General features: G+C 72.9%; 24 protein-coding genes and 1 tRNA gene. 4 read left to right on the forward strand and 21 right to left on the reverse strand.

All coding sequences use genetic code 11. From position 1 onward, the window contains the following. Nucleotides 1–79 precede the first annotated feature (79 nt). A complete protein-coding gene (locus CYJ76_RS05495; protein ID WP_083323349.1) occupies nt 80–643 on the forward strand; it encodes a DUF4870 domain-containing protein in 564 nt (187 codons plus the stop codon). Between the two features lie 92 nt (nt 644–735). Here the strand turns inward: CYJ76_RS05495 and hemW are convergent, their stop codons facing one another. After that, nucleotides 736–1,968 (reverse strand): radical SAM family heme chaperone HemW, encoded by a 1,233-nt coding sequence (hemW, locus tag CYJ76_RS05500; protein ID WP_070703195.1) that lies wholly within the window; start codon nt 1,966–1,968, stop codon nt 736–738. 62 nt (nt 1,969–2,030) lie between these two features. Between hemW and CYJ76_RS05505 the strand changes: the two genes are divergently transcribed. Both CYJ76_RS05505 and CYJ76_RS12425 read left to right on the forward strand, forming a co-directional pair. After that, nucleotides 2,031–2,312 carry a GNAT family N-acetyltransferase gene (locus tag CYJ76_RS05505; RefSeq protein ID WP_070703194.1) on the forward strand — a complete coding sequence of 94 codons (282 nt, stop codon included), beginning with the start codon at nt 2,031–2,033 and terminating at the stop codon, nt 2,310–2,312. A 234-nt stretch (nt 2,313–2,546) separates the two neighbouring features. After that, a complete protein-coding gene (locus CYJ76_RS12425) occupies nt 2,547–2,723 on the forward strand; it encodes a hypothetical protein (RefSeq protein ID WP_168168394.1) in 177 nt (58 codons plus the stop codon). 36 nt (nt 2,724–2,759) lie between these two features. Here the strand turns inward: CYJ76_RS12425 and trmB are convergent, their stop codons facing one another. The 20 genes from trmB to CYJ76_RS05610 form a co-directional block, all read right to left on the reverse strand. Then, on the reverse strand, nt 2,760–3,641 hold the full coding sequence (gene trmB / locus CYJ76_RS05510) for a tRNA (guanosine(46)-N7)-methyltransferase TrmB (protein ID WP_083323348.1): 882 nt from the start codon (nt 3,639–3,641) through the stop codon (nt 2,760–2,762). Further along, nucleotides 3,638–5,503 carry a translation elongation factor 4 gene (lepA, locus tag CYJ76_RS05515; RefSeq protein WP_101849466.1) on the reverse strand — a complete coding sequence of 622 codons (1,866 nt, stop codon included), beginning with the start codon at nt 5,501–5,503 and terminating at the stop codon, nt 3,638–3,640. Before lepA ends, trmB begins: the two co-directional genes overlap by 4 nt. A 184-nt stretch (nt 5,504–5,687) precedes the next feature. Continuing rightward, nucleotides 5,688–5,861, reverse strand: coding sequence for a CsbD family protein (locus CYJ76_RS05520; protein ID WP_101849467.1), 174 nt, complete (start codon nt 5,859–5,861; stop codon nt 5,688–5,690). Between the two features lie 777 nt (nt 5,862–6,638). Beyond that, a tRNA-Ala gene (locus CYJ76_RS05530) sits at nt 6,639–6,711 on the reverse strand. A gap of 96 nt (nt 6,712–6,807) precedes the next feature. Continuing rightward, nucleotides 6,808–7,419 (reverse strand): histidine phosphatase family protein, encoded by a 612-nt coding sequence (locus CYJ76_RS05535; RefSeq protein WP_180802224.1) that lies wholly within the window; start codon nt 7,417–7,419, stop codon nt 6,808–6,810. Next, nucleotides 7,416–7,859: a ribosome silencing factor gene (rsfS, locus tag CYJ76_RS05540; RefSeq protein WP_101849470.1), complete on the reverse strand. Its 444-nt coding sequence runs from the start codon at nt 7,857–7,859 to the stop codon at nt 7,416–7,418. The genes CYJ76_RS05535 and rsfS overlap by 4 nt, the downstream gene beginning before the upstream one ends. Further along, nucleotides 7,856–8,569 (reverse strand): nicotinate-nucleotide adenylyltransferase, encoded by a 714-nt coding sequence (gene nadD / locus CYJ76_RS05545; protein WP_101849471.1) that lies wholly within the window; start codon nt 8,567–8,569, stop codon nt 7,856–7,858. Before nadD ends, rsfS begins: the two co-directional genes overlap by 4 nt. Nucleotides 8,570–8,571: 2 nt before the next feature. After that, complete coding sequence (locus CYJ76_RS05550; RefSeq protein WP_101849472.1) at nt 8,572–8,802, reverse strand: hypothetical protein; 231 nt, start codon at nt 8,800–8,802, stop codon at nt 8,572–8,574. 27 nt (nt 8,803–8,829) lie between these two features. After that, complete coding sequence (gene obgE, locus CYJ76_RS05555) at nt 8,830–10,332, reverse strand: GTPase ObgE (RefSeq protein ID WP_101849473.1); 1,503 nt, start codon at nt 10,330–10,332, stop codon at nt 8,830–8,832. Between the two features lie 133 nt (nt 10,333–10,465). Beyond that, nucleotides 10,466–10,729 (reverse strand): 50S ribosomal protein L27, encoded by a 264-nt coding sequence (rpmA, locus tag CYJ76_RS05560; protein ID WP_101849474.1) that lies wholly within the window; start codon nt 10,727–10,729, stop codon nt 10,466–10,468. A gap of 42 nt (nt 10,730–10,771) precedes the next feature. Continuing rightward, on the reverse strand, nt 10,772–11,080 hold the full coding sequence (gene rplU / locus CYJ76_RS05565; RefSeq protein WP_101849475.1) for a 50S ribosomal protein L21: 309 nt from the start codon (nt 11,078–11,080) through the stop codon (nt 10,772–10,774). A gap of 265 nt (nt 11,081–11,345) precedes the next feature. Further along, on the reverse strand, nt 11,346–14,117 hold the full coding sequence (locus CYJ76_RS05570; RefSeq protein WP_101849476.1) for a ribonuclease E/G: 2,772 nt from the start codon (nt 14,115–14,117) through the stop codon (nt 11,346–11,348). 274 nt (nt 14,118–14,391) lie between these two features. Continuing rightward, nucleotides 14,392–15,663, reverse strand: coding sequence for a rod shape-determining protein RodA (gene rodA, locus CYJ76_RS05575; protein ID WP_083323531.1), 1,272 nt, complete (start codon nt 15,661–15,663; stop codon nt 14,392–14,394). Beyond that, on the reverse strand, nt 15,660–16,616 hold the full coding sequence (locus CYJ76_RS05580) for a bifunctional riboflavin kinase/FAD synthetase (RefSeq protein WP_101849477.1): 957 nt from the start codon (nt 16,614–16,616) through the stop codon (nt 15,660–15,662). Before CYJ76_RS05580 ends, rodA begins: the two co-directional genes overlap by 4 nt. 10 nt (nt 16,617–16,626) lie before the next feature. Beyond that, nucleotides 16,627–17,673: a tRNA pseudouridine(55) synthase TruB gene (truB, locus tag CYJ76_RS05585; RefSeq protein WP_083323532.1), complete on the reverse strand. Its 1,047-nt coding sequence runs from the start codon at nt 17,671–17,673 to the stop codon at nt 16,627–16,629. Continuing rightward, entirely contained in the window at nt 17,670–18,104 is a 435-nt protein-coding gene (rbfA, locus tag CYJ76_RS05590) for a 30S ribosome-binding factor RbfA (protein WP_070705091.1), read from the reverse strand. The genes truB and rbfA overlap by 4 nt, the downstream gene beginning before the upstream one ends. Before the next feature lie 119 nt (nt 18,105–18,223). Then, nucleotides 18,224–21,046 carry a translation initiation factor IF-2 gene (gene infB, locus CYJ76_RS05595; RefSeq protein ID WP_101849478.1) on the reverse strand — a complete coding sequence of 941 codons (2,823 nt, stop codon included), beginning with the start codon at nt 21,044–21,046 and terminating at the stop codon, nt 18,224–18,226. 69 nt (nt 21,047–21,115) lie between these two features. After that, nucleotides 21,116–21,538, reverse strand: a complete 423-nt coding sequence (locus CYJ76_RS05600) for a YlxR family protein (RefSeq protein WP_083323535.1) — start codon at nt 21,536–21,538, stop codon at nt 21,116–21,118. Between the two features lie 16 nt (nt 21,539–21,554). Beyond that, entirely contained in the window at nt 21,555–22,589 is a 1,035-nt protein-coding gene (nusA, locus tag CYJ76_RS05605) for a transcription termination factor NusA (protein WP_070705095.1), read from the reverse strand. A 70-nt stretch (nt 22,590–22,659) separates the two neighbouring features. Then, entirely contained in the window at nt 22,660–23,142 is a 483-nt protein-coding gene (locus CYJ76_RS05610) for a ribosome maturation factor RimP (protein ID WP_070705096.1), read from the reverse strand. A 150-nt stretch (nt 23,143–23,292) separates the two neighbouring features. On the opposite strand from CYJ76_RS05610, the gene CYJ76_RS05615 reads away from it, so the two are divergent. After that, nucleotides 23,293–24,249 (forward strand): hypothetical protein, encoded by a 957-nt coding sequence (locus CYJ76_RS05615; protein WP_144043038.1) that lies wholly within the window; start codon nt 23,293–23,295, stop codon nt 24,247–24,249. Nucleotides 24,250–24,257 lie beyond the last annotated feature (8 nt).

Consider the following 24,257-nt stretch of genomic DNA (forward strand, 5'->3'; position numbering starts at 1 on the left):
CCGAGGAAGGTCACGGTGGTCCACAGATCCGCCTGCGGGAGGGGCGCCGCCCGCGGCCGGATGTGGTCATGCTGGGGGCATGACCACACCACCCCCTCCCCCGAACGGGAGCACCGGCCCCTCGTACTCCTCGGCAGACTCCTCGGCCCTGTCCGGTGGCAGCACTCCGGACGACACCTTCGCCGGCGGCGGACCCCGGCAGGGCGGCCCCGGTCAGCCCGGCGCGAGCGGCCCCGGCTGGAACGGGACGCATGCCGCCGCCGGCCAGAAGTCCGACTCCGACCGCCTCGTGGCCATGTTCTGCCACCTGTCCGGCATCATCTCGTGGGTGCTGTCCGGTGGCCTCCTGCCCTTCGTCGGGCCGCTCATCGTGTGGCTGGTGTACAAGGACCGCGACCCCTTCGTGCGCCGCGCCGCCGCCGGGTCGTTCAACTTCCACGTCGTGGCCACCATCGTCTTCGTCACGCTCGGGTTCGGCCTCTTCGTGGTGGCGCCTCTCACCTTCGGCCTGGCCCTGTTCCTCCTGGTCCCGCTCGCTCTCCTCGCCACCGGCATCTATCTCTGGTGGACCATCAGCGCCACGCTCAAGGCCAACCACGGGGAGCCATACCGCTACCCCGTCGAGATCAAGATCCTGGACTGACGCACCGGTTCCCCACGCCGCGGGGCGGTCGACCACCCGGTCGGCCGCCCCGCGGCGTTCCCATATGGGGGCCCGAGGCGCCCGATCACTCCTCAGAGGCCGAGCAGCCCCCAGGTCACGCGGTCGGCGAGCAACCGGCCCCGACGGGTGAGGACCAACCGCCGGTCGCGCACTGCGGGCACGCCCTCGAGCAGCCCCGCGGCCACGAGACCGGCCACCGCCTGCCGCCCGGCGTCGGGCACGTCCTCCACGGGCAGCCCCTCCCGGCGGCGGATGCCGAGCATCACCCGCTCCTCGGTCACCTGCTCGGGTGTGAGCACCTCCCGCGCCTCAGCCGGGGAACCGGACGCCAGGCGCTGGGCCCAGGCGCGCGGGTGCTTGACGTTCCAGAACCGGGTACCGCCCACGTGGCTGTGCGCCCCGGGCCCCACGCCCCACCAGTGCCCGCCGTCCCAGTAGTGCTCGTTGTGGCGGCACCGCCCGCGCTCGGTGCGCGCCCAGTTGGAGAGCTCGTACCAGGCGTACCCGGCACCGGTGAGCAGGTCGTCGGCCAGCTCGTACTTGTCGGCCTGGTCGTCCTCGCTGGGCCGGGGCAGCTCCCCGCGCGCCACCCGGCGGTGCAGGGCGGTCCCCTCCTCGATGGTGAGGGCGTAGGCCGAGACGTGGTCGGGCCGCAGCGCCAGGGCCGCCTCCACGCTGGTGCGCCAGTCGGCCAGTGACTCGCCCGGCGTGCCGTGGATGAGGTCCACCGACACCGCCAGGTCGGCGGACTGCGCGGCGGCCACCGCGCGCTCCACGTTGCGCGGGTCGTGGGTGCGGTCGAGCGTGGCGAGCACGTGCGGCACGGCGGACTGCATGCCCACCGACAGCCGCGTGTACCCGGCACGGGCCAGGGCGGTGGTGAACGCCTCGTCCACCTGGTCGGGATTGGCCTCGGTGGTCACCTCCCAGTCCGGCGCCGCCTCGAAGCGCTGCCGCACCACCCCCAGCGCGCGGCCGAGGTCATCGGCTCCCAGCAGCGAGGGGGTGCCGCCGCCCACGAACACGGTGTCCACCACCGGCGGCGCGCCCCCGTCGGCGGTGAGCACGTCGACGGCCAGGTCGAGCTCGGCGGCCACACCGTCCACCCACGTGGCCAGCGAGGCACCCGTCGCATCGCCCAGCTCGGTGAGCGTGTAGGTGTTGAAGTCGCAGTACCCGCAGCGCACCGAGCAGTACGGCACGTGCAGGTAGAGCGAGAAGGTGCCGCCCCGCATCGCGGAGAGGGAGGCGGCGGGCAGGCGGCCGTCGTGCGGCGCGGGGTCACCGTCGGGGAGCTGTGGCACGCGGTGATTCTCCCAGCCGAAAAGCGGTGGCTCCCCCGGTGGCCGCCGCGTAGCGTCCCCGCATGACCTCCACCCCGCAGCGGCGCCCGGCCACCGCGGCCGAGGTCGGCGGCAGGGTGGTCGCCTCGGCCACCTGCCAGCGGTCCGCCTCGTGGTGGTGGGGACAGGTGCTGCCGACAGCCGGAATCGCCGGGGTCAAGGTGGCACCGGAGCACCGCGGCCAGGGGCTCGCGGCCCGTCTGGTGCGCACCCTCACCGACGAGGCTCGCGGCTGGGGCGCCGTGGTCTCCACCCTGAAGCCACCGCCCCGGGTGCCTACCGCTCGCTGGGCCACGAGGTGGTGACCACCTACGACGACGAGACCGAGGTGCCGCTGGCGGCCCTCGCCGGCATCGCGCCGAGGCACGCGACGCTGCGGCGCGCCCCCCGCCGACCTGCCCGTCGTCGTCGACACCTACGAGGCCTGGGCCCTCGAGCACAACGGTCCCCTCACCCGCCGCGGCCCCCTCTTCCCCGGCGGCGAGGCGGCGTTCACCGGGGGCCAGTAAACGCTCGCCCAGCGCGATGGGCAGGCCACCGTGGAGCAGCTCGAGGGCAGGGAGCCGACGGTGCGCTTCACGTCCCATGGTTTCGCGGCGGTGTGGAGCGGCAGCCAGACCCTGGGTGCGGCCCGCCAGGCCGGGCTCGCCGACGGTGAGGACGACTTCTGGCAGCTCTTCGGCGGCAGCCAGGTGCACGTGCGCGACTCCTTCTGAGGCGCACACTCCCCCCCCCGCCGCCCGGTCAGGACCTCAGACCCGACGGCCCACCACGTCACGCACGGTGCGGTCCACCCCCAGGCCCTTGCGCTCGAAGCGCGTGAGCGGCCGCTCGTCGAACCGCGGCGCGAACCCACCCCGGTCCGCCCCCGCCGGGTCCTCCGGCGAGGGACGCTCCCCGGCGTACGGGTTCTCCAGGCCCTCGCAGGCCTCCACCACGTCACGCATCCACCACGCGTAGTCCGCCCAGTCGGTGGCCAGGCGCCACACACCGCCCGGCTGCAGGGTGCGCACCACGTCGTCGGCCAGGGCCGGGCTCACCAGGCGGCGCTTGTGGTGCTTGGCCTTGGGCCAGGGGTCGGGGAAGAAGGTCCACACCTCGGCCAGCGAGCCGGGCTGGAACATCGTGGCGAACGCGCGCGCGGCGTCGACCTCCATGACCCGCACGTTCTCGAGCCCGGCGTGCGCCAGCTGGCTGACGATCTGCGCGGCCCCGGGGTGCCACACCTCGATGGCGATGTGGTCCGTCTCCGGGTGCGCGGCCGCGTGGGCGGCCACGGCGTCGCCGGACCCGGCACCGATCTCCACCACCAGCGGCGCACGGCGACCGAAGACGGCCTCGGCGTCGAAGCGGAAGGCCGGGTCCACCGAGAGCGGCTCGGTGGTGCGCGGCGGCTCCACCACGAGGCGGTCGGCGTGCTTCTCCCACGCCTGCGCGTGGCGCGGGTCCGGGCGCTCGCCGCGGACCACGTAGGAGCGGGTGACGCGCTTGAGCCGACCGTCGGGCAGGCGCTCGGCGTCGCTGCGGGAGACCCCGGCGTGCTCCAGCGCCGCCCCGGCCGCGGCCGCCGCCCCCTTGCGGGGCGCCCCCTCGGGCCGAAGACCACCGCCGACGGCGTCGCGGGCGGTGCTCACTTGGAGTCCTTGCCCTTCTCGCCGTCCTGGCTGAGCGCCGCGATGAAGGCCTCCTGCGGCACCTCCACCGTGCCCACCATCTTCATGCGCTTCTTGCCCTCCTTCTGCTTCTCCAGCAGCTTGCGCTTGCGGCTGATGTCGCCGCCGTAGCACTTGGAGAGCACGTCCTTGCGGATGGCGCGGATGGTCTCGCGCGCGATGATCCGCGAGCCCACGGCGGCCTGGATGGGCACCTCGAACTGCTGGCGCGGGATGAGCTCCTTGAGCTTGCCGGCCATCTCCACGCCATAGGCGTAGGCCTTGTCCTTGTGCACGATGGAGCTGAAGGCGTCCACCTGGTCACCCTGCAGCAGGATGTCCACCTTCACCAGGTCGGCCTCCTGCGAGCCCGCCTCGGAGTACTCGAAGGACGCGTAACCCTTGGTGCGGGACTTCAGGTTGTCGAAGAAGTCGAAGACGATCTCGGCCAGCGGCAGCGTGTATCGCATCTCCACGCGGTCCTCGGAGAGGTAGTCCATGCCACCGAGGGTGCCGCGCCGGTTCTGGCACAGCTCCATGACCGAGCCGATGAACTCGCTCGGCGTGAGGATGGTGGCCTTGACCACGGGCTCGGTGATGCTGGCCACCTTGCCGGCGGGGAACTCGCTCGGGTTGGTCACCACCACCTCGGTGCCGTCCTCCATGCGCACCGTGTAGATCACGTTGGGCATGGTGCTGATGAGGTCGAGGTTGAACTCGCGCGACAGGCGCTCGCGCACGATCTCCAGGTGGAGCATCCCCAGGAAGCCCACGCGGAAGCCGAAACCGAGGGCCGCGGAGGTCTCGGGCTCGTACACCAGCGCGGCGTCGTTGAGCTTCAGCTTGTCCAGCGCGTCACGCAGCACGGGGTAGTCCGAGCCGTCGATCGGGTACAGGCCCGAGTACACCATCGGGTTGGGGTCCTTGTACCCGCCGATGGCCTCGCCCGCCGGCTGCGCCGAGGAGGTGACCGTGTCACCCACCTTGGACTGGCGCACGTCCTTCACGCCCGTGATGAGGTACCCGGTCTCGCCGACACCCAGGCCCTTGGTGGGCAGCGGCTCGGGCGAGATGATGCCGATCTCCAGCAGCTCGTGCGTGGCCCCGGTGGACATCATCTGGATCTTCTCGCGAGGGGTGAGCTGACCGTCCACCACGCGGACGTAGGTCACCACGCCGCGGTAGGTGTCGTAGACGGAGTCGAAGATCATCGCGCGGGCCGGGGCGTCCGCGTCGCCCACCGGGGCCGGGATCCGGTCCACGATGTGGTCGAGCAGCTCGGTGACGCCCTCACCGGTCTTGCCCGAGACCTTGAGCACGTCCTCGGGCTCGCAGCCGATGAGGCCGGCGATCTCCTCGGCGTACCTCTCCGGCTGTGCGGCCGGCAGGTCGATCTTGTTGAGCACCGGGATGATGGTGAGCTCGTTCTCCATCGCCAGGTACAGGTTGGCCAGGGTCTGCGCCTCGATGCCCTGGGCGGCGTCCACGAGCAGGATCGCGCCCTCGCAGGCGGCCAGGGAGCGCGACACCTCGTAGGTGAAGTCCACGTGACCCGGGGTGTCGATCATGTTCAGGACGAAGGTCTCCTGGTCCTTGCCCTCCCCCAGCGCCCAGGGCATGCGCACGGCCTGGGACTTGATGGTGATGCCGCGTTCGCGCTCGATGTCCATGCGGTCCAGGTACTGCGCGCGCATGTCGCGGGCCTGCACCACCTCGGTGATCTGCAGCATGCGGTCGGCCAGTGTCGACTTGCCGTGGTCGATGTGGGCGATGATGCAGAAGTTGCGGATCTGCGACGGCGGGGTGGCGGCCGGCTGCAGAGCGGTGTGCGCGACGGGGGACACGGAGCGGGGCACCTCGTGGGTCGATGGGGTGTACGGGCGTCGGGTCAGTCTTTCACGTCACGGTCGGCCCCCGTGGCCGCCGGCCCGCGGCGCGGCCCGGGGCCGGGGCCGGGGCCGGGGACGGATGAGGGGCCGCCCTGCGGTCTCCGCACGGACGGCCCCTCACCGGGTCGGAGGCCTCAGCTCACTTGCCGAAGGCGTCCTTGACGTTCTCGCCGGCCTGCTTGAGGTTGGCGCAGGCCTGGTCGCTCTGACCCTCGGCCTGGAGACGCGGGTTGTCCGTCGCGTCGCCCATGGCCTCCTTGGCCTTGCCCTTCGCCTCGTCGGCGGCGTTGCCCAGCTTGTCAGCGATACCCATGGCGGGCCTCCTTCCTGCCCCGGCTCTCGGGGCGTCGTTCCACCCCACCCTCTCCCCTGACCGCCCCTGGCGCAAGAGCAGCCGCCCTCGACGCACACCTCGAAGGCCGTTAACGTCGTGGGTATGGCATGGCAGCAGATCGCGAACCGAGTTGGACGCATCGTCACCCGGCGGCTGGTGAGCCGTGGGGTACGGGCCGGGATGAACCGTGCGGAGCGGGGCGGACAGCAGCCCCGTCAGCAGCGCCCTCGGTCCTGAACGGACCCGGGCCGCACGCCTCGGCCGGCGCGCTGGCCGCAGCGCTCCGTGTGCTGCACCGTCAGGGTGCGGTGACCCTCACCGGGTGCCCGTGCGAGCCGGCCCGTGGTGCTGGACGCCCACGGGGTGCGTTTGCGCGGTGTCGATCCGGTGCCCGGGGGGACCTCCTCCCGCCCCGACGGACCACCATCCCGGTGAAGAACCAGCCCGGTGGCCGCTGCGCCGTGATGCCCCTCACCCAGGAGGGTGTCCACCGACTGGCCGCGCACCCTCCGACCGTTCCCCTCGTGGTCGGCCCCAAGCGGTACCTGGGCGTCCACGTCCGCCACCTGCTGCTTCCCCGGCATCGAGGGGATGACTGAGGACGAGGTGGTGCACCTCTTCACCGAGGCGCACCGCCCCTTCGCGGCTCACCCTGCCGGGTGAGCCGCACGATCCGCCGCCCGTGGTCGGTGGGAACCTGACTCCCCACCCGGCAACGCAGAAGGCCCACACCACACGGTGTGGGCCTTCTCGATGTGGAGCTAAGGGGATTCGAACCCCTGACCTCTTCCATGCCATGGAAGCGCGCTACCAACTGCGCCATAGCCCCGTATCTGGGAGCCGCTCTCTCGGAGCGACCGGTGAATATTACACACATCTTCCCCTCGAATGCCAAATCGGCTTCGTGGTGCGGAATCCTCGGCCCTCAGACGCCCTCGACACCCACGTTCCAGGCGTCGAGGACCCATCCGGAGCCCCCGATGGTGACCTGAGCCCACCGCGTGTTGCCCAGCGGCCCCAGGGAGGACTGCGTCAGACCGAGCCGGCTGGCCACCAGGGCGCGCGTGGAGAGCCCGTGCCCCACCACGAGGAGGGTTCCCCCCTCATCGATCCCCCGGAGGTGCTCCTCGACGGCCTCACCGACACGGACGACGCACTCGGCCAGGGTCTCCCCCGTCCCTCCACGTCGCGGGTCCTCCCCGGACCGCAGGGCGGCCAGGGTGTCCGCCCACCGCGGGTCCCCGGCCAGCTCGCTGCGGAGCCTGCCCTGCCACTGGCCCATGTGCACCTCGCGCAGTCGCGCGTCGGTGAGGACCCCCACCCCCAGCAGGTCCCCCACCTCCCGGGCGGTCGCCGAGGCCCGGGCCAGGTCCGAGCTCACCACCGCGTCCGGGCGCAGACCGGCCAGCAGGGGCGCAGCGCGCCGCGCCTGCTCGCGTCCGGTCCGGTCCAGGGGCGTGTCCGCCTGCCCCTGGTAGCGGCCGGCCGCGTTGTCCGCGGTCCGGCCGTGGCGCTGCAGCAGCAGCGTCCGGGTCACTGACCGTCCTGCGGCAGCCACCACGGGCGCTGGGCCTCGGCCTCGGACTGGGCGGCGGTCTCCCCGCGGCCCTCCGGGTGCTCGGGCAGCTGCAGGTCCACCGCGGGGCAGTCCTTCCACAGGCGCTGCAGGTCGTAGAACTCGCGGTCCTCGGTGTGCTGCACGTGCAGCACCACGTCGCCGAAGTCCACGAGGACCCAGCGGTTCTCGCGCTCCCCCTCGCGCCGGCGCGGCTTGACGCCCGCCGCGATGCAGGCGTCGGTCACGGCATCGACCACGGCGTGCACCTGGCGCTCGGTGGGCGCGGACGCGATGAGGAAGATGTCCGTCAGGGCGAGGTGCTCGCTGACGTCCAGCGCCACGATCTCCTCGGCGAACTTGTCGTCGGCGGCGCGGGCGGCGGTGCGGGCCAGCTCGATGGCCTCGGGGGTGGCGGTCACGCGGTGTCCTCCTGGACGGGGTCTGCGGAGTCGGTCGCCGGCGTCACCCGTGCGGGGGCCGGAGTGCTGTCGTGCTCGGGGGTGGCCGACGGCAGGATGGCGTCGAAGTCCTCGCCCTCCCCCGCCGTGGCCTCGGGCGTGTAGAGGCCGTGCTTGTTGATGTACTGCACCACGCCGTCCGGCACCAGGTACCAGACCGGCAGCCCGGACTCGACGCGGTGGCGGCAGTCGGTGGAGCTGATGGCCATGGCCGGGATCTCGGTGAGCGTCACCTTGTCCTGCGGCAGGCCGGTGGCGCTCAGCTCGTGGCCCGGCCGGCTCACGCCGATGAAGTGCGCGAGCTCCCAGAGCTCCTCGACGCCCTTCCAGGACAGGATCTGCCCGAGGGCGTCGGCACCGGTGATGAAGAAGAGCTCGGCCTCGGGGTACATCCGCTTGAGGTCAACGAGCGTGTCCCGCGTGTACGTGGGGCCCGGCCGGTCGATGTCGACCCGGCTCACCGAGAAGCGGGGGTTGGACGCGGTGGCGACCACCGTCATCAGGTAGCGGTCCTCGGCCGGGGAGACGCGCTTGCCCTCCTTCTGCCACGGGCGACCCGTGGGGACGAAGAGCACCTGGTCGAGACCGAAGGTGGCGGCCACCTCGCTGGCCGCCACCAGGTGTCCGTGGTGGATGGGGTCGAAGGTCCCACCCATCACACCGAGACGCATCGTCAGCGACGACCCGCCCGGCTCCGTCGACGCCCGTGACGGATGTGGTCGGCGGCGAACTCCTCGTCGCGCGGGTCCATGGGCACGGCGTGGCGGAACTGCCACAGGATGAACAGCAGCGCCATGAGGACGGCCAGCGCGATGACGCCGAACCAGATGGGGGCGAAGGGGAGCTCCATGCCGTGGTGGGCGGACTCCCCGCCCTCGGTGATGACCGCGAGAACGTTGTGCATGAGGGGCATCCTACCGGCCGGCACCCGTCAGTCGTCGGCGGTCCAGATGCCCGCGCGGCGCTCGGCCTCCATCTCCCGGCGCACCTCGCTCTCGGCGTCCTTGCGGGCGTGGAAGGCCTCGCGCTTCTCCGCGCGGGTAGGGCGCGAACGCTCCTCCAGGCGCAGGTCCGAACCGCGCGACCCCAGGTGCTCCGCCCCGGCGGTGATGGTGGGCTCCCAGTCGAACACGATGCCGTCCCCGGCCCCGATGACGACCGTGTCACCGGCCACGGCCCCGGCGGCCACCAGCTGGTCCTCGACCCCGGCGCGCTGCAGGCGGTCGGCCAGGTAGCCGACGGCCTCGTCGTTGGCGAAGTCGGTCTGCTTGGTCCAGCGCTCCACGCGCTCCCCGACCACCCGGAAGAAGTGGCCGTCGTGGGTGTTCTCGCGGGTGATGGTGAATCCGCTGTCGTCGCGCGCCTTCGGGCGCACCACCACACGCTCGGGCTCGGCCGGCGGCAGGCTGGCCCGGTGGGCAGCCACGTGACGGGCCAGGGAGAACTTCAGCGGCTCCAGGCCCATGTGAGCCACCGCGGAGACGACGTGCACCTCGACACCGCGCTCACGCAGCATCGGCTCCACCATCTCGGCCAGCTCGCGCGCCTCGGGCACGTCGGCCTTGTTGAGCACCACCACCCGGGTGCGCTCGGCCAACGGCCGGCCGCCCAGCGCCTCGTCGGGCACGTACTGGCGCAGCTCGGCCTCGATGACGTCGAGGTCGGTGAGCGGGTCACGGCCCGGCTCGAGGGTGGCGCAGTCCACCACGTGCACCAGGACGCCGCAGCGCTCCACGTGGCGCAGGAACTCCAGGCCCAGCCCCTTGCCCTGCGCGGCACCCGGGATGAGCCCCGGGACGTCGGCCACGGTGAAGCGGGCGTCGCCGGCGGTGACGACGCCGAGGTTGGGCACCAGGGTGGTGAAGGGGTAGTCGGCGATCTTCGGGCGCGCCGAGCTGAGCACGGAGACCAGCGAGGACTTGCCAGCCGAGGGAAAACCGATGAGGGCCACGTCGGCCAGGGTCTTGAGCTCCAGGACGAGCTCGACCTCCTCGCCGGGCTCGCCGAGCAGCGCGAAGCCGGGCGCCTTGCGACGGCGGGAGGCCAGCGCCTTGTTGCCCAGGCCGCCGACGCCACCGCGGGCGGCGATGAAACGGGTCCCGTGGCCCACGAGGTCGGCGAGCACCTCGCCGGAGCGGGTCTTCACCACCGTGCCCTCGGGCACCCGGAGCACCATGTCCTCGCCGTTGGCGCCGTTGCGCTCGTCGCCCTCCCCCGGCTGGCCGTTGGGGGCGCTGCGGTGCGGTCCGCGGTGGTACTCCAGCAGCGTGGTCACCTGGGCGTCGACCTCCAGGACGACGTCACCACCGTGCCCACCGTTGCCGCCGTCGGGTCCGCCGAGCGGCTTGAACTTCTCACGGTGCACGGAGGCCACGCCGTGGCCACCCTTGCCGGCGGCGAGGTGCAGGACCACGCGGTCCACGAAGGTCGTCATCAGGGGTCTCCGGTACTGCTCGGGGGTGGGTGGTGCACAACGCCGACGGGGGCGATGCCTCAGTGTGGCATCGCCCCCGTCGGGGTGGTCGCCGTGGCGACCTCGTCGCGGTGCGTGACCGCGGGAAACCGTGTCAGGCGGTGGCGTCGGCGCCCACGACGGACACCGTCTTGCGGCCGCGCTTGCTGCCGAACTCGACGGAACCGGCGGACAGCGCGAACAGCGTGTCGTCCTTGCCGCGGCCCACGTTCTCACCGGGGTGGAAGTGGGTGCCGCGCTGACGCACGATGATCTCGCCGGCGTTCACCAACTGGCCACCGAAGCGCTTCACGCCGAGGCGCTGCGCGTTCGAGTCACGGCCGTTCTTGGACGAAGACACGCCCTTCTTGCTTGCCATGTCGCTTCTCCCTCGTTCTGCTCGATCGGGCCCGGAGGCTGATCAGGCGTTGATCGCCGTGATCTTGACCTCGGTCAGCGGCTGGCGGTGACCCTGGCGCCGCTTGTAACCGGTCTTGTTCTTGTAGTGCTGGATGGTGATCTTGGGGCCCTTGGCGGCACCCACGATCTCGGCCTTCACGCTCGCCGAGGCGAGCTTGTCGGAGGCGGCGGTGACGGTGGAGCCGTCGACGAGCAGGAGCGGCTGCAGGTCAATGCTCTCGCCGGGCTCACCGGCCACCTTGTCGACGGTGAGCACGTCACCGACGGAAACCTTCTCCTGGCGGCCACCGGCGCGGACGATCGCGTACACGTTGAGCTCACTCTCTGGTCTGCTGGACAACTGGTTCGGGGTGTTCGTGACGACCCCGGGCGAGCCCTGGGGCCGATGGGCACCGTGCCCGGTCGGGCGGGCGCCTCACGGATCGTGACGAACGACGGCGCGCCACTCGCTGCTCCATGCGCTCTCGCACAGGGGCCTCGGGGTCGCGTTCCCTCCACCACCTCGTTGCTCACGAGGTCCGAAGAGACACGGTCGGCGCGCCGACGTTCCACTCTACATGTTCGGTGACCTCGGCTCAAGCCGAGGTGGACTCACCGCCCTGGGGTGCGACCGCACGTCGACGGGGAGCCCGACGGCGCACCGTGCTGGTCTCGGCCACGCCGGCACCACCGGCGACGCTGGTGGTGGCCGCCGGGGCGGCCGGCGCCTCGACGCTGGGGGCCCCGCTGGCCGTCCGCGCCACGCGGCGCGCGGTGGAACGACGCACCGTGGCCGCCGGGGCGGGCTCGGCGGCGTCCGCCACCGGCGCCCCCACGTAGGGCTCACCCTCGCCCTCGGGCTCGACGGGCACGGACGGACGACGGCCGATGCGACCGGTCACGACCGGCGCCGGCTCGGCCGGGGCCACGGCCTCGGGGGCGGAACCAGGCGACGCGGCAGCCTCGCTCTCGGGCTCGCTGACCTGCTGCGGGGCGGGCACCGGCTGGGCGCTCTCCGCGGCGGGGCCCTCGGGTGCGGCCTGCGGCGTGGAGGCCATGTCCTCGGCACGGGCCACGGGCACACCACCCTCGGTCTCGCCCTTGAGCGCGGCTGCGTGGACGGCCCGCGCGATCTGGGCCACCGACGGCCCGGAGGGACGGCGCTGCGTGCTCTCCTGGGCGCGGGCCTCCCCACCCTGGGACGAGCCACCGCCCTGGCCGCGGCCGGAACGGCGTCCGCCGCCGCCCTTCGGGGCCACCGGGGCGTCCTTCACCACCAGACCGTGGCCGTCGCAGTGCTGGCACTCCTCGCCGTAGACCTCCACGAGGCCGCTGCCCACGCGCTTGCGGGTCATCTGCACCAGGCCCAGCGAGGTGACCTCGGCCACCTGGTGCTTCGTGCGGTCGCGGGCCAGGCACTCCACCAGGCGGCGCACCACGAGGTCGCGGTTGCTCTCGAGCACCATGTCGATGAAGTCCACGACGATGATGCCGCCGATGTCGCGCAGGCGGAGCTGCCGGACGATCTCCTCGGCCGCCTCGATGTTGTTCTTGGTGACGGTCTCCTCGAGGTTGCCGCCCGAGCCCACGAACTTTCCGGTGTTGACGTCGATGACGGTCATCGCCTCGGTGCGGTCGATGATCAGCGACCCGCCCGAGGGCAGCCAGACCTTGCGGTCCATCGCCTTGGCGATCTGCTCCTGCACCCGGAAGTGGTCGAACAGGTCCTCCTGCTCCTCCCACCGCTTCAACTTGCTCGACAGGTCGGGGGCGACGGCGTCGACGTACCCGTTCACCTCGTCCCAGGCCCGGTCGCCGGAGACCACGAGCGAGCCGAAGTCCTCGTTGAAGACGTCGCGGATCACGCGCGTGGTGAGGTCGGGCTCACCGTGCACCATCACCGGCGCCGAGCCCTTGGCCTCGGTGGCGGCGATGCGCTCCCACTGGGCGGTGAGGCGCTCGACGTCGGCGCGCAGCTCGGCCTCCGAGGCACCCTCGGCGGCCGTGCGCACGATGACGCCCGCCTCGGCCGGGACGACGTCCTTGAGGATCTTCTTCAGGCGCGCCCGCTCGGTGTCCGGCAGCTTGCGGCTGATGCCGGTGGTGGTGTTGCCCGGCACGTAGACCAGGTAGCGCCCCGGCAGGGAGACCTGCGCGGTGAGGCGGGCACCCTTGTGGCCGATGGGGTCCTTGGTCACCTGCACCAGCACGGCCTGGCCGGGCTGGAGGGCGGCCTCGATGCGCTTCTGCTCCCCCTTGGGCAGGCCGGCGGCCTCCCAGTTGACCTCACCGGCGTAGAGCACGCCGTTGCGGCCCTTGCCGATGTCGACGAACGCGGCCTCCATGGAGGGCAGCACGTTCTGCACCCGTCCGAGGTAGACGTTGCCCACCATCGTGGTCTGCTGCTTGCGGTCGATGTAGTGCTCCACCAGCACGCCGTCCTCGAGCACGCCCACCTGGGTGTAGTCGGCGGACTGGCGCACCAGCATCGTGCGCTCCACGCTCTCGCGGCGGGCGAGGAACTCGGCCTCGGTGAGCACGGTGCGCTTGCGGCCGGCCTCGCGGCCCTCGCGGCGGCGCTGCTTCTTGGCGGCCAGGCGGGTGGAACCCTGGACGCGGGTCACCTCGTCCCCGGCCTCGCCGGTGGCCTCGCTCTGCTGCTCGCCGCCCTCGCCACGGGACCGCCGGCGCCCACCGCGGGAGCGCTTGCGCGAGCGACGCGAGCGGCTGCTGCGCTCGTGGTCGGTGTCGTCCTCGCTCTGGTCGTCGGCACCGGCGGATCGCTGCTCGTCGGACTGCTCGGTTGCCTCGTCACCCTCGCGGGAGGCCTCGTCGGCCTGGCCCCGGCCACGACCACCCCGGCGGCGACGGGCCCGGCGGCCACCCCGCCCGCCCTCGGACTCGTCGTCAGCGGAGTCCTCACGGTCACGCTCCTCGGACGCCTCCGGGGCCTCGGACGCGTCGGCGTCCTGCTCCACGTCCTCGGCGGCCTCACCCCGGCGGCGACGGCGATCCGGGCGACGGCGGCGCACACGGCCCTCGCCGCGCGCCTCGTCGTCCTGGTCCTCGTGGTCGCGCTCCTGGGAACGCTCCTGCTCCGGGGTCTCCTCCGAGGTGGCCTCCGCCCCCTCGTCGCCGCGCCCGCGGCCTCCGCGCTCACCCCGCGACCGACGACCGCGGCCCTCGCCACGCTGGCGGCGCCCGGTGGGCTGGTCGTCCTCGTCGGACCGGCGGCGCGGGCTGCGCTCGGCCCCACGGGGCTCCTCGACCTCGTCCTCGGATCGGGAACGAGCGGCGCGGAAGGCGTCGGGGTCGGGTGCCTGGAAGAGCAGCGCGAAGGAACCGGGCTGCTGGGTCTGGTCCGTCATGCGGAGACCTCCACCGCAGGAGGGTCGCCACCCGTGCCGGCGACGGATCCCTCCGGTCTGCCGGCGCGACCGTCCACGCGGTCGTTCGTGCCGCCGTGGGCGGCGAAAAGTCTGGGGTACGGCGTGGCTCGCGCGAGGCGCGTCACCCACCGCCGGCACGCTTCCGGTGGCCGCATCGACCAAGGAGTTCGCGCCGGGAACGTGCCCCCGGGGTGAGGGGGACGTACCGCCCACAAGTGTCGCACACCACGGGCGGGCCGGCCCGACCCCGCGGTCAGTCGTCCGAGCGCGTCGCGATGGCCATGGCGTTGAGCAGGCCGAGGGCGATCCACCCCGCGAACATCGAGGACCCGCCGTAGCTCACGAAGGGCAGCGGCACACCCGTCATCGGCAGCATGCCCATGGTCATGCCCACGTTCTCCGTGGTCTGCGCGGCGAACCAGCAGGCGATGCCCACGGCCACCAGGCGCGGGAAGACGTCCGTCGTGCGCTGCGCGATGGACAGGGCACGCAGCACCACGAACACCAGCAGCAGCAGCACGAGCAGGCCGCCCACCAGACCGAACTCCTCGGCCACCACGGCGAAGATGAAGTCCGACTCGTCCACCGGGAGGAAGCCGCCCTGGGCCTGCCGCCCCTGCAGGTAGCCCTGCCCGAAGAGCCCGCCGGAGCCGACCGCGATCTTGGACTGGATGACCTGGTAGCCGGTCCCGCTCGGGTCCTGCTCGGGGTGCAGGAAGGTGGTGAGGCGGTCCATCTGGTGCTTGGCCAGCAGCCCGCTCGTGATGGCCACGGTGGCCACGGTGACGGCCCCCACGAGCGCGGCCAGCACCCACCACCGGTTGGCCCCCGAGAGGGCCACCACCCCGAACCCCATGAGCCCGATGATGATGCCCGAGCCCAGATCGGGCTGCAGCATCACCAGGCCCAGGGTGAGGAACACCAGGGTCCAGGCCAGCACCACCTGCAGCGAGCCGGGCTCGGCCACCTTGGGGCGCAACCGGTCGCTGAGGATGGCGGCCAGCCCCAGGCAGAGCGCGATCTTCATGAACTCCGTGGGCTGGATGGTGAAGCCACCACCGATGACGATCCACGACTTGGCGCCGTAGATCTCCTTGCCGATGACGAGCACCAGGGCCAGGCCGGCCCAGCCCAGGAGCACCACCCACGGGGTGAGGCTCCGCAGCCGGTAGACGTCCAGGCGGGAGATCACGGCGAACAGGCCCAGGCCCAGGCCCAGGTTGATGAGGTGCTTGACCGCGGTGGCCGCACCGGTGTCCATGTGGGTGGTGCTGTAGATGGCCAGGGCGCCGAGCAGGCTCAGCGCCAGGGCCACGCCCACCAACGGCCAGTCCGTGCGCTGCAGCACCCGCTCGACGACCGGCTGCTCGCGGGGGAGGTCGCTCGGGCGCACCGCGCCGACGGGCGCCGCCCAGCGGTGGGGCACGGTGCTCGGCCTCGCCCCCTCGTCGGTCGGGAACGTCACGGCGCTGCGCGAGCGCGCGGGGCGGGTGCTCGGCGAGGTCTCGGGGAAGGCTCCGCTCACGAGAGCACCTCCCGCGCCTCCGCGACGTCGGCGGTCATCTGCTCCACGAGCGGCTCGATGCCACCGAAGCGCACCATGCCGCGCAGGCGCTGCACGAACTCCACGCCCACGGACCGGCCGTAGAGGTCCAGCCCCGTCCGGTCGATGACGTGGGCCTCCACCGTGCGGCGCTGACCGTCGAAGGTGGGGTTGCTGCCCACGGAGATCGCGGCGGGCAGTCGGCGCCCCGGGTCCTCGTCCGGCGCGTCGTCGAGCACCAGCCAGCCGGCGTAGACGCCGTCGGCGGGGACCATGCCCTCGGCGTCGGCCGAGAGGTTGGCGGTCGGGAAGCCCAGCTCGCGCCCCCGGTGGTCACCGTGCACCACGGTGCCGCGCACGGTGTGCGGTCGCCCGAGGTGCTCGGCGGCGAGGTCGACTCGGCCGTCGCGCAGGGCGGAACGGACCGCGGTGGAGGACCACCGGGTCACGCCGGACTCCCCGCGGTCCTCGAGCACCACCACCTCGAAGCCGAACTCCTCGCCCAGCTCGCGCAGGGTGTCGACGGTGCCGGCGTTCCCGCGGCCGAAGCGGGAGTCCCGCCCCACGACGATGCGCCGCATCCCGAAGTCGCGCACGTAGGTGCCCTCGACGAACTCGCGGGGCCCCTGCGCGGCGAGCTCGTGGGTGAACTCCTGCGCCACGACCACGTCCACCCCGGCCGACTCCAGGAGCTCCAGGCGCTGGGCCAGGCTGCACACGGCCTCCGGCGCGCGCTCGGGGTGGAGCACCTCCAGCGGGTGGGGGTGGAAGGTCAGCACCACGGAGGCGAGGTCGTGCTCCCGCGCCTCGGCGGTGAGGCGGTCCAGCACGGCCCGGTGCCCACGGTGGAGGCCGTCGAAGGTGCCGATGGTGACGGCGGTGCCGCGCCGGCGCACCTCGTGGGGGACCTGGTCGGGGTGGGTCAGTCTGAGCACGGCGGCGAGTCTACGACCCGGCCCCCGTCGCGGGCGGGAAGACGGTGGTCGGCTGCCACCGCTCCCCCGCGCGCGTGGCCACGGCCACGAGCTCGCCCGCCTCGTCCAGCAGCGCCGCCCTCCCCGCCTGGTCGACGGTGAGCGCACGGGAGGGGTCGCCCTCCCACGCGGGCTCGGCCGCGGGGGTGACCTGCATGCCGTTGCGCACGCGCGCCACGGCGGCATCGTCGAGGCGCCCGACCGGCAGCACCCGGCGGGCCACCTCCCCCATCGGCACCACGGGCAGGTGGGCCGGCAACCCGCCCCCCTCACGCACCTCCACGAGCTCCTGCAGCGGTGCCGCGAGGTCGAGGGTGAAGCCGCCCACCGCCTCGCGCCGCAGGGCCACCAGGTGCCCCTCGGAGCCCAGGGCACGGCCCAGGTCGCGCGCCAGGGCGCGGACGTAGGTCCCCGACGAGACCCTCACCCGGACGTCGAGATCGAGGGTCTCGGTGCCTGAGGCACCCGTCGAGGGTCGACGATCGAGCACCTCGAAGGAGTACACCGTCACCGGCCTCGGGGCGAGCTCGAACTCCTCCCCGTCACGCACCTTGGCGTGGGCGCGCTTGCCGTCCACCTTGAGGGCGCTCACGGCGCTGGGGACCTGCTGGACCTCCCCGGTGAGCGACGCGACGGCGTCCTGCAGCGCCGGACCACCGGCCAGCAGGACCTCGCGGTCGGGCACACCCGGCGTGGCGGTGAACTCGCCCTGGGCGTCCTCGGTGGTGGTGCCCTCCCCCAGCCGGATCGTGGCGGAGTAGGTCTTGTCGGCACCCACCAGGTGGGTCAGCAAGCGGGTGGCCCGCCCCACCCCCACGAGCAGGACGCCCGTCGCCATGGGGTCGAGGGTGCCGGCGTGCCCCACCTTGCGGGTGGCGCACAGCCAGCGGCAGCGCGAGACGACGTCGTGGGAGGTCGGTCCCTCGGGCTTGTCGAGCACGAGGAGGCCGTCCGGCGCCGGGTCCGGACGCGGGGTCCGGGGCGCGGGACGGCCCTGCGACGCCGACCTGCCGCTCACTGGTCCTCGTCGTCGGCCGGCTTCTTGTACGGGTCCTCGTCGCCGGCGTAGACGGCCCCGGCGTTCTCCCGCGCACGGCGCTCGTCGTCCTCCTTGGCGCGGCGCAGCACGTCCTCGAGGTGGGCGGCGTCCTCGGGCAGGGCGTCATGCACGAACTCCAGCGAGGGCGTCATGCGGATGCCCAGGCCCTTGCCGACCAGGGTGCGGAGCTTGCCGCGGTTGCGCTGCAGCAGCTCGTCGGTGAGCTCCCGCTGGCGGTCGTCGCCGAGCACGGTCCAGAACACAGTGGCGTGCTGCAGGTCAGGGGTCACGCGGGCGTCGGTGACCGTCATCATGCCCAGGTCCGGGTCCTTGACCACGGCGGCGACGTTCTCCGCGAGGATGTCGCGGATGCGCTCGGCGATCTTGCGGGCGCGTGCGGGGTCGGCCATGTCGGGCTCCTTCGTGCAGGGGGTCGTGCTGGCGGGGCACCAGCCTAGGTCAGGTCTCGTACGGCCGAGGGGCCGCACCCGGGTGGGTGCGGCCCCTCGGACCGGAGGTGCGGTGCGCGTCAGTCGCGCGGCTTCTCCCGCATCTCGTAGGTGGTGATGAGGTCACCCTCCTGGACGTCGTTCCACGAGCCCAGGTTGATACCGCACTCGAAGCCCTCGCGGACCTCGGTGACGTCGTCCTTGAAGCGCCGCAGACCGGTGAGCTCCAGGTCCTCGGTGATGACGACGCCGTCGCGCGTGATGCGCGCCTTGGCGCCGCGACGCACCTCGCCCGAGCGGACGATCGAACCGGCGATGTTGCCGAACTTCGAGGAGCGGAACACCTCGCGGATCTCGGCCGAGCCGGTCTCCACCTCCTCGTACTCCGGCTTGAGCATGCCCTTGAGGGCGTTCTCGATGTCCTCGATCGCCTGGTAGATGACCGAGTAGTACCGGATCTCGACGCCCTCGCGCTCGGCATAGTCCGCGTTCTGGCCCTCGGCCCGCACGTTGAAGCCGAGGATGACCGCGTCGGACGCGACGGCGAGGTTGATGTTGTTCATCGTGATGGCGCCGACGCCGCGGTCGATGATCCGCAGGTCGACCTCGTCGCCCACGTCGAGCTGCAGCAGCGCGTCCTCCAGGGCCTCGACCGAACCCGACACGTCACCCTTGAGGATGAGGTTGAGGGTCTCGACCTTGCCCTTGGCGAGGGCCTCGTTGAGGTCCTCGAGGCTGATGCGCTTGCGGGCCTTGGCCAGCGAGGCCTGACGGTCCGCGGCCTCACGCTTCTCGGCGATCTGGCGGGCGGTGCGGTCGTCCGGGGCCACCACGAAGGTGTCACCGGCGCGGGCCACGGAGTCCATGCCCAGCACCTGCACCGGGCGGGAGGGCAGCGCCTCCTCCACCGGGTTGCCGTGCTCGTCGAGCATCGCGCGGACGCGGCCGTAGGCCGAGCCCGACACGATGGCGTCGCCGACGCGCAGCGTTCCGGAGGTCACCAGGACGGTGGCCACGGCACCGCGGCCACGGTCCAGGTTGGCCTCGATGGCCACACCACGGGCGTCCTTGTCCGGGTTGGCGCGCAGCTCCAGGGCGGCGTCCGCGGTGAGCAGGACCGCCTCGAGCAGGCCGTCGATGTTGTCGCCGTTCTTGGCCGACACGTCGACGAACATCACGTCACCGCCGTACTCCTCGGCGACCAGCTCGTACTCGGTGAGCTGCTGGCGCACCTTGGCCGGGTTGGCGCCCGCCACATCGACCTTGTTGACCGCTACCACGATCGGCACGTCGGCCGCCTTGGCGTGGTTGAGGGCCTCGATGGTCTGCGGCATGACGCCGTCGTCGGCCGCCACCACGAGGATCGCGATGTCGGTGACCTTGGCACCACGGGCACGCATGGCGGTGAACGCCTCGTGACCCGGGGTGTCGATGAAGGTCAGCGCACGCTCCTCGCCCTCGTGCTCGGTGTGCACCTGGTAGGCACCGATGTGCTGCGTGATGCCACCGGCCTCACCGCCGCCGACGTCGGCCTTGCGGATGGCGTCGAGCAGGCGGGTCTTTCCGTGGTCGACGTGACCCATGACGGTCACGACCGGCGGACGCGGGGCCAGGTCCTCGTCGGTCTCGGCGGCCTCCTCGGCCTCGAGGTCGATGTTGAACGAGCTGAGCAGCTCGGCCTCCTCCTCCTCGGGGGAGACCACCTGGATGTCGTAGCCGAGCTCCGCGCCGAGCACGCCGAAGGTGTCCTCGTCCAGGGACTGGGTGGCCGTGGCCATCTCGCCCAGGTGGAAGAGCACCGTCACCAGCGACGCCGGGTTGGCGTTGATCTTGTCGGCGAAGTCCGTGAGCGACGAGCCGCGGCGCACCTTGATGACGGTCGAGCCGTCACCGCGGGGAACCTGCACACCTCCGATGGAGGGTGCCTGCATCTGCTCGAACTCGGCGCGCTTGGCGCGCTTGGACTTGCGGGCCTTGCGCTTGCCGCCTCCGCGACCGAAGGCACCCTGGGTGCCACCACGGCCGCCGCGACCGCCACGCGGGCCACCACCGACGGGGCCGCCACCGGGACGACCGCCGGGACCGCCACGGCCCCGCTGCGGACGCTCACCGGGGCGCGGCACGGCGGCCTTGCCCGGCATCATGTTCGGGTTCGGGCGGGGGCCGCCGCCGGGACGGGGCCCGGGGGTCGGTGCGCCGCCCTCGGCCGGACGGCGCTGGCCGGGAGCGGCCGGCGCACCCTGGCGACGGTCACCGCCCGGACGCGGCGCACCCGGCTTGCCGGCACCACGGGCGCTGCCCGGCTTGGGCATGCCCTGGCTGGTGGCGAAGGGGTTGTTGCCCGGACGCGGCGCACCCGGCTTGCCGGCACCACGGGCGCTGCCCGGCTTGGGCATGCCCTGGCTCGGCGCGAACGGGTTGTTGCCCGGACGGGCCGCCTTGGGGCCGGGAGTGGCCTTGGGGCCCGGCGTGGCGGCCGGAGCGGCCTTGCCCGCGGACTCCTGCTGGGCGGCGCGGCCCGGCTTCGGCCCGGGGGTCGCCTTGGGACCCGGGGTCGCCTTCGGCCCGGGGGTCGGCGCAGCGGGCTTCCCCGCGGACGGCTTGGGACCGGGCGTGGCCTTCGGGCCGGGCGTCGCGCCCTTGGGACCGGGGGTCGCCTTCGGACCCGGCTTGGGACCGGACCCGGCGGCCGGCTTGGCGTCGGCCTTCTTCTGCTCGCCCGCAGGGGCGTCGGCCGGCTGCGCGCCGGCAGGGGGGTTGTCGCGCACCTTGCGCACGACCGGGGCTTCGACCGTCGACGAAGCCGACTTGACGAACTCGCCCTGCTCCTTCAGGTGGGCCAGCAGCTCCTTGCTGGTGACTCCGAGCTCCTTCGCGAGCTCGTGGACCCTGAGCTTTGCCACATCTCTCCTGTCTGGCCCTCGCCAGGCAGGCGGGGCCTTTGTCAGTACTGGGTGCTCATCGCTGAGTACTCATCGGGTGCTCATCGCGTGTGTCCCGCTTCCATGTCCTGTTCCTCTCGTCTGCTCGCCCGAGGTCGTGAGCCCTTCTGCCCACGAGATGACCTCGCCGAGGTCGACGTCGCCCGGGAGCCGCAGGGCTCTCGGGATGGCGCGCCGCTGCACGGCACGCTCCACGCACGCAGGGTCGGGGTGGAGGTGTGCTCCACGCCCGGGCAACCTACGCATCGGGTCCGGCACCACACGCGTGCCGGACCGACCGGATGTCCGGGGCCCGTCCGGACCGCCGTCGTGCCCGGCAGCCACCCCGGTCGGTTCCGAGGGGGCAGGGACGGCGACGAGGCGCACGAGCTCCGCCTGGGGGTCCCTGCCGCGGCACCCGACGCACGTTCGCACGGGGGTGTGGGGGGCAGGCGTACCCGCAGGACCACCCATTCTAACCCGCCGGACGTCAGCCCGCCGACGGCGGGGCTGCCGGGGCGTCCGCGTCCGCCGCCCCACCGACCGGCTGGTCCGGCTGGATGTCGATGCGCCAGCCGGTCAGGCGGGCCGCCAGACGGGCGTTCTGCCCCTCCTTGCCGATGGCCAGGGAGAGCTGGTGGGAGGGCACCGTGACCCGCGCCGAGCGGGTCTTGGCGTCCACCACCGTCACGGAGGTCACCTTGGCCGGGGAGAGCGCTGCGGCCACGAAGCGCTGCGGGTCCTCGTCGTAGTCGACGATGTCGATCTTCTCGCCCTGCAGCTCGTTCATCACCGCCCGCACGCGGCCCCCCATCGGGCCGATGCAGGCGCCCTTGGCGTTGACGCCGGACTGCGTCCCGCGCACGGCCACCTTGGACCGGTGCCCCGCCTCGCGGGCGATGGACTCGATCTTCACGGTGCCGTCGGCCACCTCGGGCACCTCGAGCGCGAAGAGCTTGCGCACGAGGTTGGGGTGGGTGCGGCTCAGGCCGATGACCGGGCCCTTCATACCGCGCTTGACGTGGATGACGTAGCAGCGGATGCGGTCGCCGTGGGCGTACTTCTCCAGCGGCACCTGCTCGGAGGTGCCCAGCAGGCCCTCGATGGTGCCGAGGTCGACGTGGATGGCGTGCGGGTCGTTGCTCTGCTGGATGACCCCGGCGACGATGTCGCCCTCCTTGCCCTTGAAGTCACCCAGGACGGCCTCGTCCTCGATGTCGCGCAGGCGCTGGCGGATCACCTGGCGCACGGTGAACGCCCCGATCCGGCCGAAGTCCTCGGGGGTGTCGTCGAACTCGGGACCGGCCTCGCCGCGCGTGCCGTCCTCGAGCACCGGCGCGTCCTCGCGGGCCCACACCACGACCTGCCCGGTCTTGCGGTCGAGCTCCACGCGCGCGTTGCGCCGGCCGCCGGCCTCGTGCTGGTAGGCCTGCAGGAGGCCGGCCTCCAGGGAGGGCACCAGCACGTCGAGCGGGATCTCGCGCTCTCGCTCCAGGTCGCGGAGCACTGCCATGTCGATCTTCATTGTCTTCTCCTCGCACGGCCCCGTGGGGGGCTCGGACAGCTGTGGGCCCCGCGGTCGCGGGGCGGGTGGGTCACCGGCGGAACTCGACCTGGACCTGACCGGTGCCGGTCTCACCGGCAGCCAGGGTGCGCCCGTCCTCGAGCTCGACGCCCTCGGTGGTGACGCGCACGACGCGGGCGGTGAACGGCTCGGCGCCCTCCGCCCGGAACTCCACCAGCCGCCCCACGGCGCGGCGGAAGTGCTCCGGGGCGGTGAGCGGACGGTCGACGCCCGGGGAGCTGACCTCGAGCGTGTAGGGCTGCTCGCCGAAGGGGTCGTCGGCGTCGATGGCGGTGCTCACGGCCTCGGTGGCCTCGGCCACCTGGTCGAGGGTCACCGGCTCCAGCACGGAGGCCCCGTCGTCCTGCGCCGGGAGGGTGGGCTCCACCAGGACGCGCACCACCGAGCGCTTGCCGGCCGGCGTGATGACGACGTCGGGGACCTCGAGCCCCAGCGGGGCGACGGCCTGCCCGGCGATCTGCTGCACCTTCTCGGCGCGGTCTGCGAGTGCCACGTGTGCCTCCTGGTGCCGGTCGGACGGCTGTTCTCGAGTCGGATGCCCGGCGCGGTGCGCACCGAATTGTGGCCAGCATCCTAGTCGGGAACGATCCGGACGGGCGAGTCCACCGCAGCGGGCCCGCTGCCCGCGTGCCATCATCGGAGCGTGATGATGCGCCTCCCCCACCGCGACGACCGCACCGCCCCCTCGGACACCGCCACGCCGAGCGGCCCCTCGCGCCGTGCCTGGGCCCGGACGGCCGTCGCCGGGCTGGTGCTGCCGGCCGGGCTCTCGGCCTGCGGGGTGCACCGCGAGAGTGAGGCGCACCCGGGACGCCAGGCGTCCGCCGACGAGACGGTGCTCCAGCTCGTGCAGAGCGGTGCCCGCTACGCGATGGCGACCTCCCGCGCGCACGGCGCCGTGCCCCACGCCCAGCGCCCGGCCACGTACATCTCCACGCGCTGGGTCACCGACGGCCTGGTGGAGCAGGTGCGCCACCTCAAGGAGAAGAACGGTGCGGTGGCGATCGACGAGAAGAAGGTGCTGCAGCCGGAGGTGAACCGCGACGTCGCGCGTGCCCTGCTGGCCTCCGCCGACGCGATCCTCCCCCGCCTGCACGAGGCCACGGACGACCTCCCCGTGGCCAGCGACATGGTGGCCTGGTGGATCGGCGCCGCCCACGTGGTGAACCCCGTGGGGCCGCTCGTGAGCCTGCCCAACGACTGCGCACCGGTGGCGGCGTCCGCCCTCGGCTCCCTGCACGAGGTCACGTGGGCGATGCAGGTGCTCACCACCCGCCTGGGCCCCGACGCCCGCAAGCCCGGCGTGCGCCGGCTGGGACAGTTGCAGGACGCGCGGCGGGTGGTGCAGAACCTCGCCGGCCGCGCCGGGCCCTCGCAGGAGATCGGGTACGCCCTGCCGCGAGAGGTCATGGACCGCAAGGAGCGCGGAGACCGGTTCCGGGCCGTGCTCGACCCGTGGGTGGCCGGGCTGCGCACGCAGGTGGCCGACCGCGGCGACGACCCGAAGGCGGTGCACCTGTACACGGCCCTGCTGGGGATCGCCACCGGCCTGCAGATGGACTGGAACGAGCACTCCACGCCGAGCGTGCCGCAGGACTGAGACGCACC

The organism is Kytococcus schroeteri (genome assembly GCF_002847825.1).
GTDB classification, from domain to species: domain Bacteria; phylum Actinomycetota; class Actinomycetes; order Actinomycetales; family Dermatophilaceae; genus Kytococcus; species Kytococcus schroeteri.

Bases quoted from the DNA above. Each gene is read 5' to 3' on its own strand.
- CYJ76_RS05600 (WP_083323535.1), bottom strand. From the start codon at position 21,538: ATGGGTGGTCCTGCGGGTACGCCTGCCCCCCACACCCCCGTGCGAACG.
- CYJ76_RS05550 (WP_101849472.1), bottom strand. From the start codon at position 8,802: ATGCACAACGTTCTCGCGGTCATCACCGAGGGCGGGGAGTCCGCCCAC.
- CYJ76_RS05495 (WP_083323349.1), top strand. From the start codon at position 80: ATGACCACACCACCCCCTCCCCCGAACGGGAGCACCGGCCCCTCGTAC.
- rpmA (WP_101849474.1), bottom strand. From the start codon at position 10,729: ATGGCAAGCAAGAAGGGCGTGTCTTCGTCCAAGAACGGCCGTGACTCG.
- nadD (WP_101849471.1), bottom strand. From the start codon at position 8,569: ATGCGTCTCGGTGTGATGGGTGGGACCTTCGACCCCATCCACCACGGA.
- CYJ76_RS05570 (WP_101849476.1), bottom strand. From the start codon at position 14,117: ATGACGGACCAGACCCAGCAGCCCGGTTCCTTCGCGCTGCTCTTCCAG.
- rbfA (WP_070705091.1), bottom strand. From the start codon at position 18,104: ATGGCCGACCCCGCACGCGCCCGCAAGATCGCCGAGCGCATCCGCGAC.
- obgE (WP_101849473.1), bottom strand. From the start codon at position 10,332: ATGACGACCTTCGTGGACCGCGTGGTCCTGCACCTCGCCGCCGGCAAG.
- CYJ76_RS05505 (WP_070703194.1), top strand. From the start codon at position 2,031: ATGACCTCCACCCCGCAGCGGCGCCCGGCCACCGCGGCCGAGGTCGGC.
- nusA (WP_070705095.1), bottom strand. From the start codon at position 22,589: ATGAAGATCGACATGGCAGTGCTCCGCGACCTGGAGCGAGAGCGCGAG.
- CYJ76_RS05520 (WP_101849467.1), bottom strand. From the start codon at position 5,861: ATGGGTATCGCTGACAAGCTGGGCAACGCCGCCGACGAGGCGAAGGGC.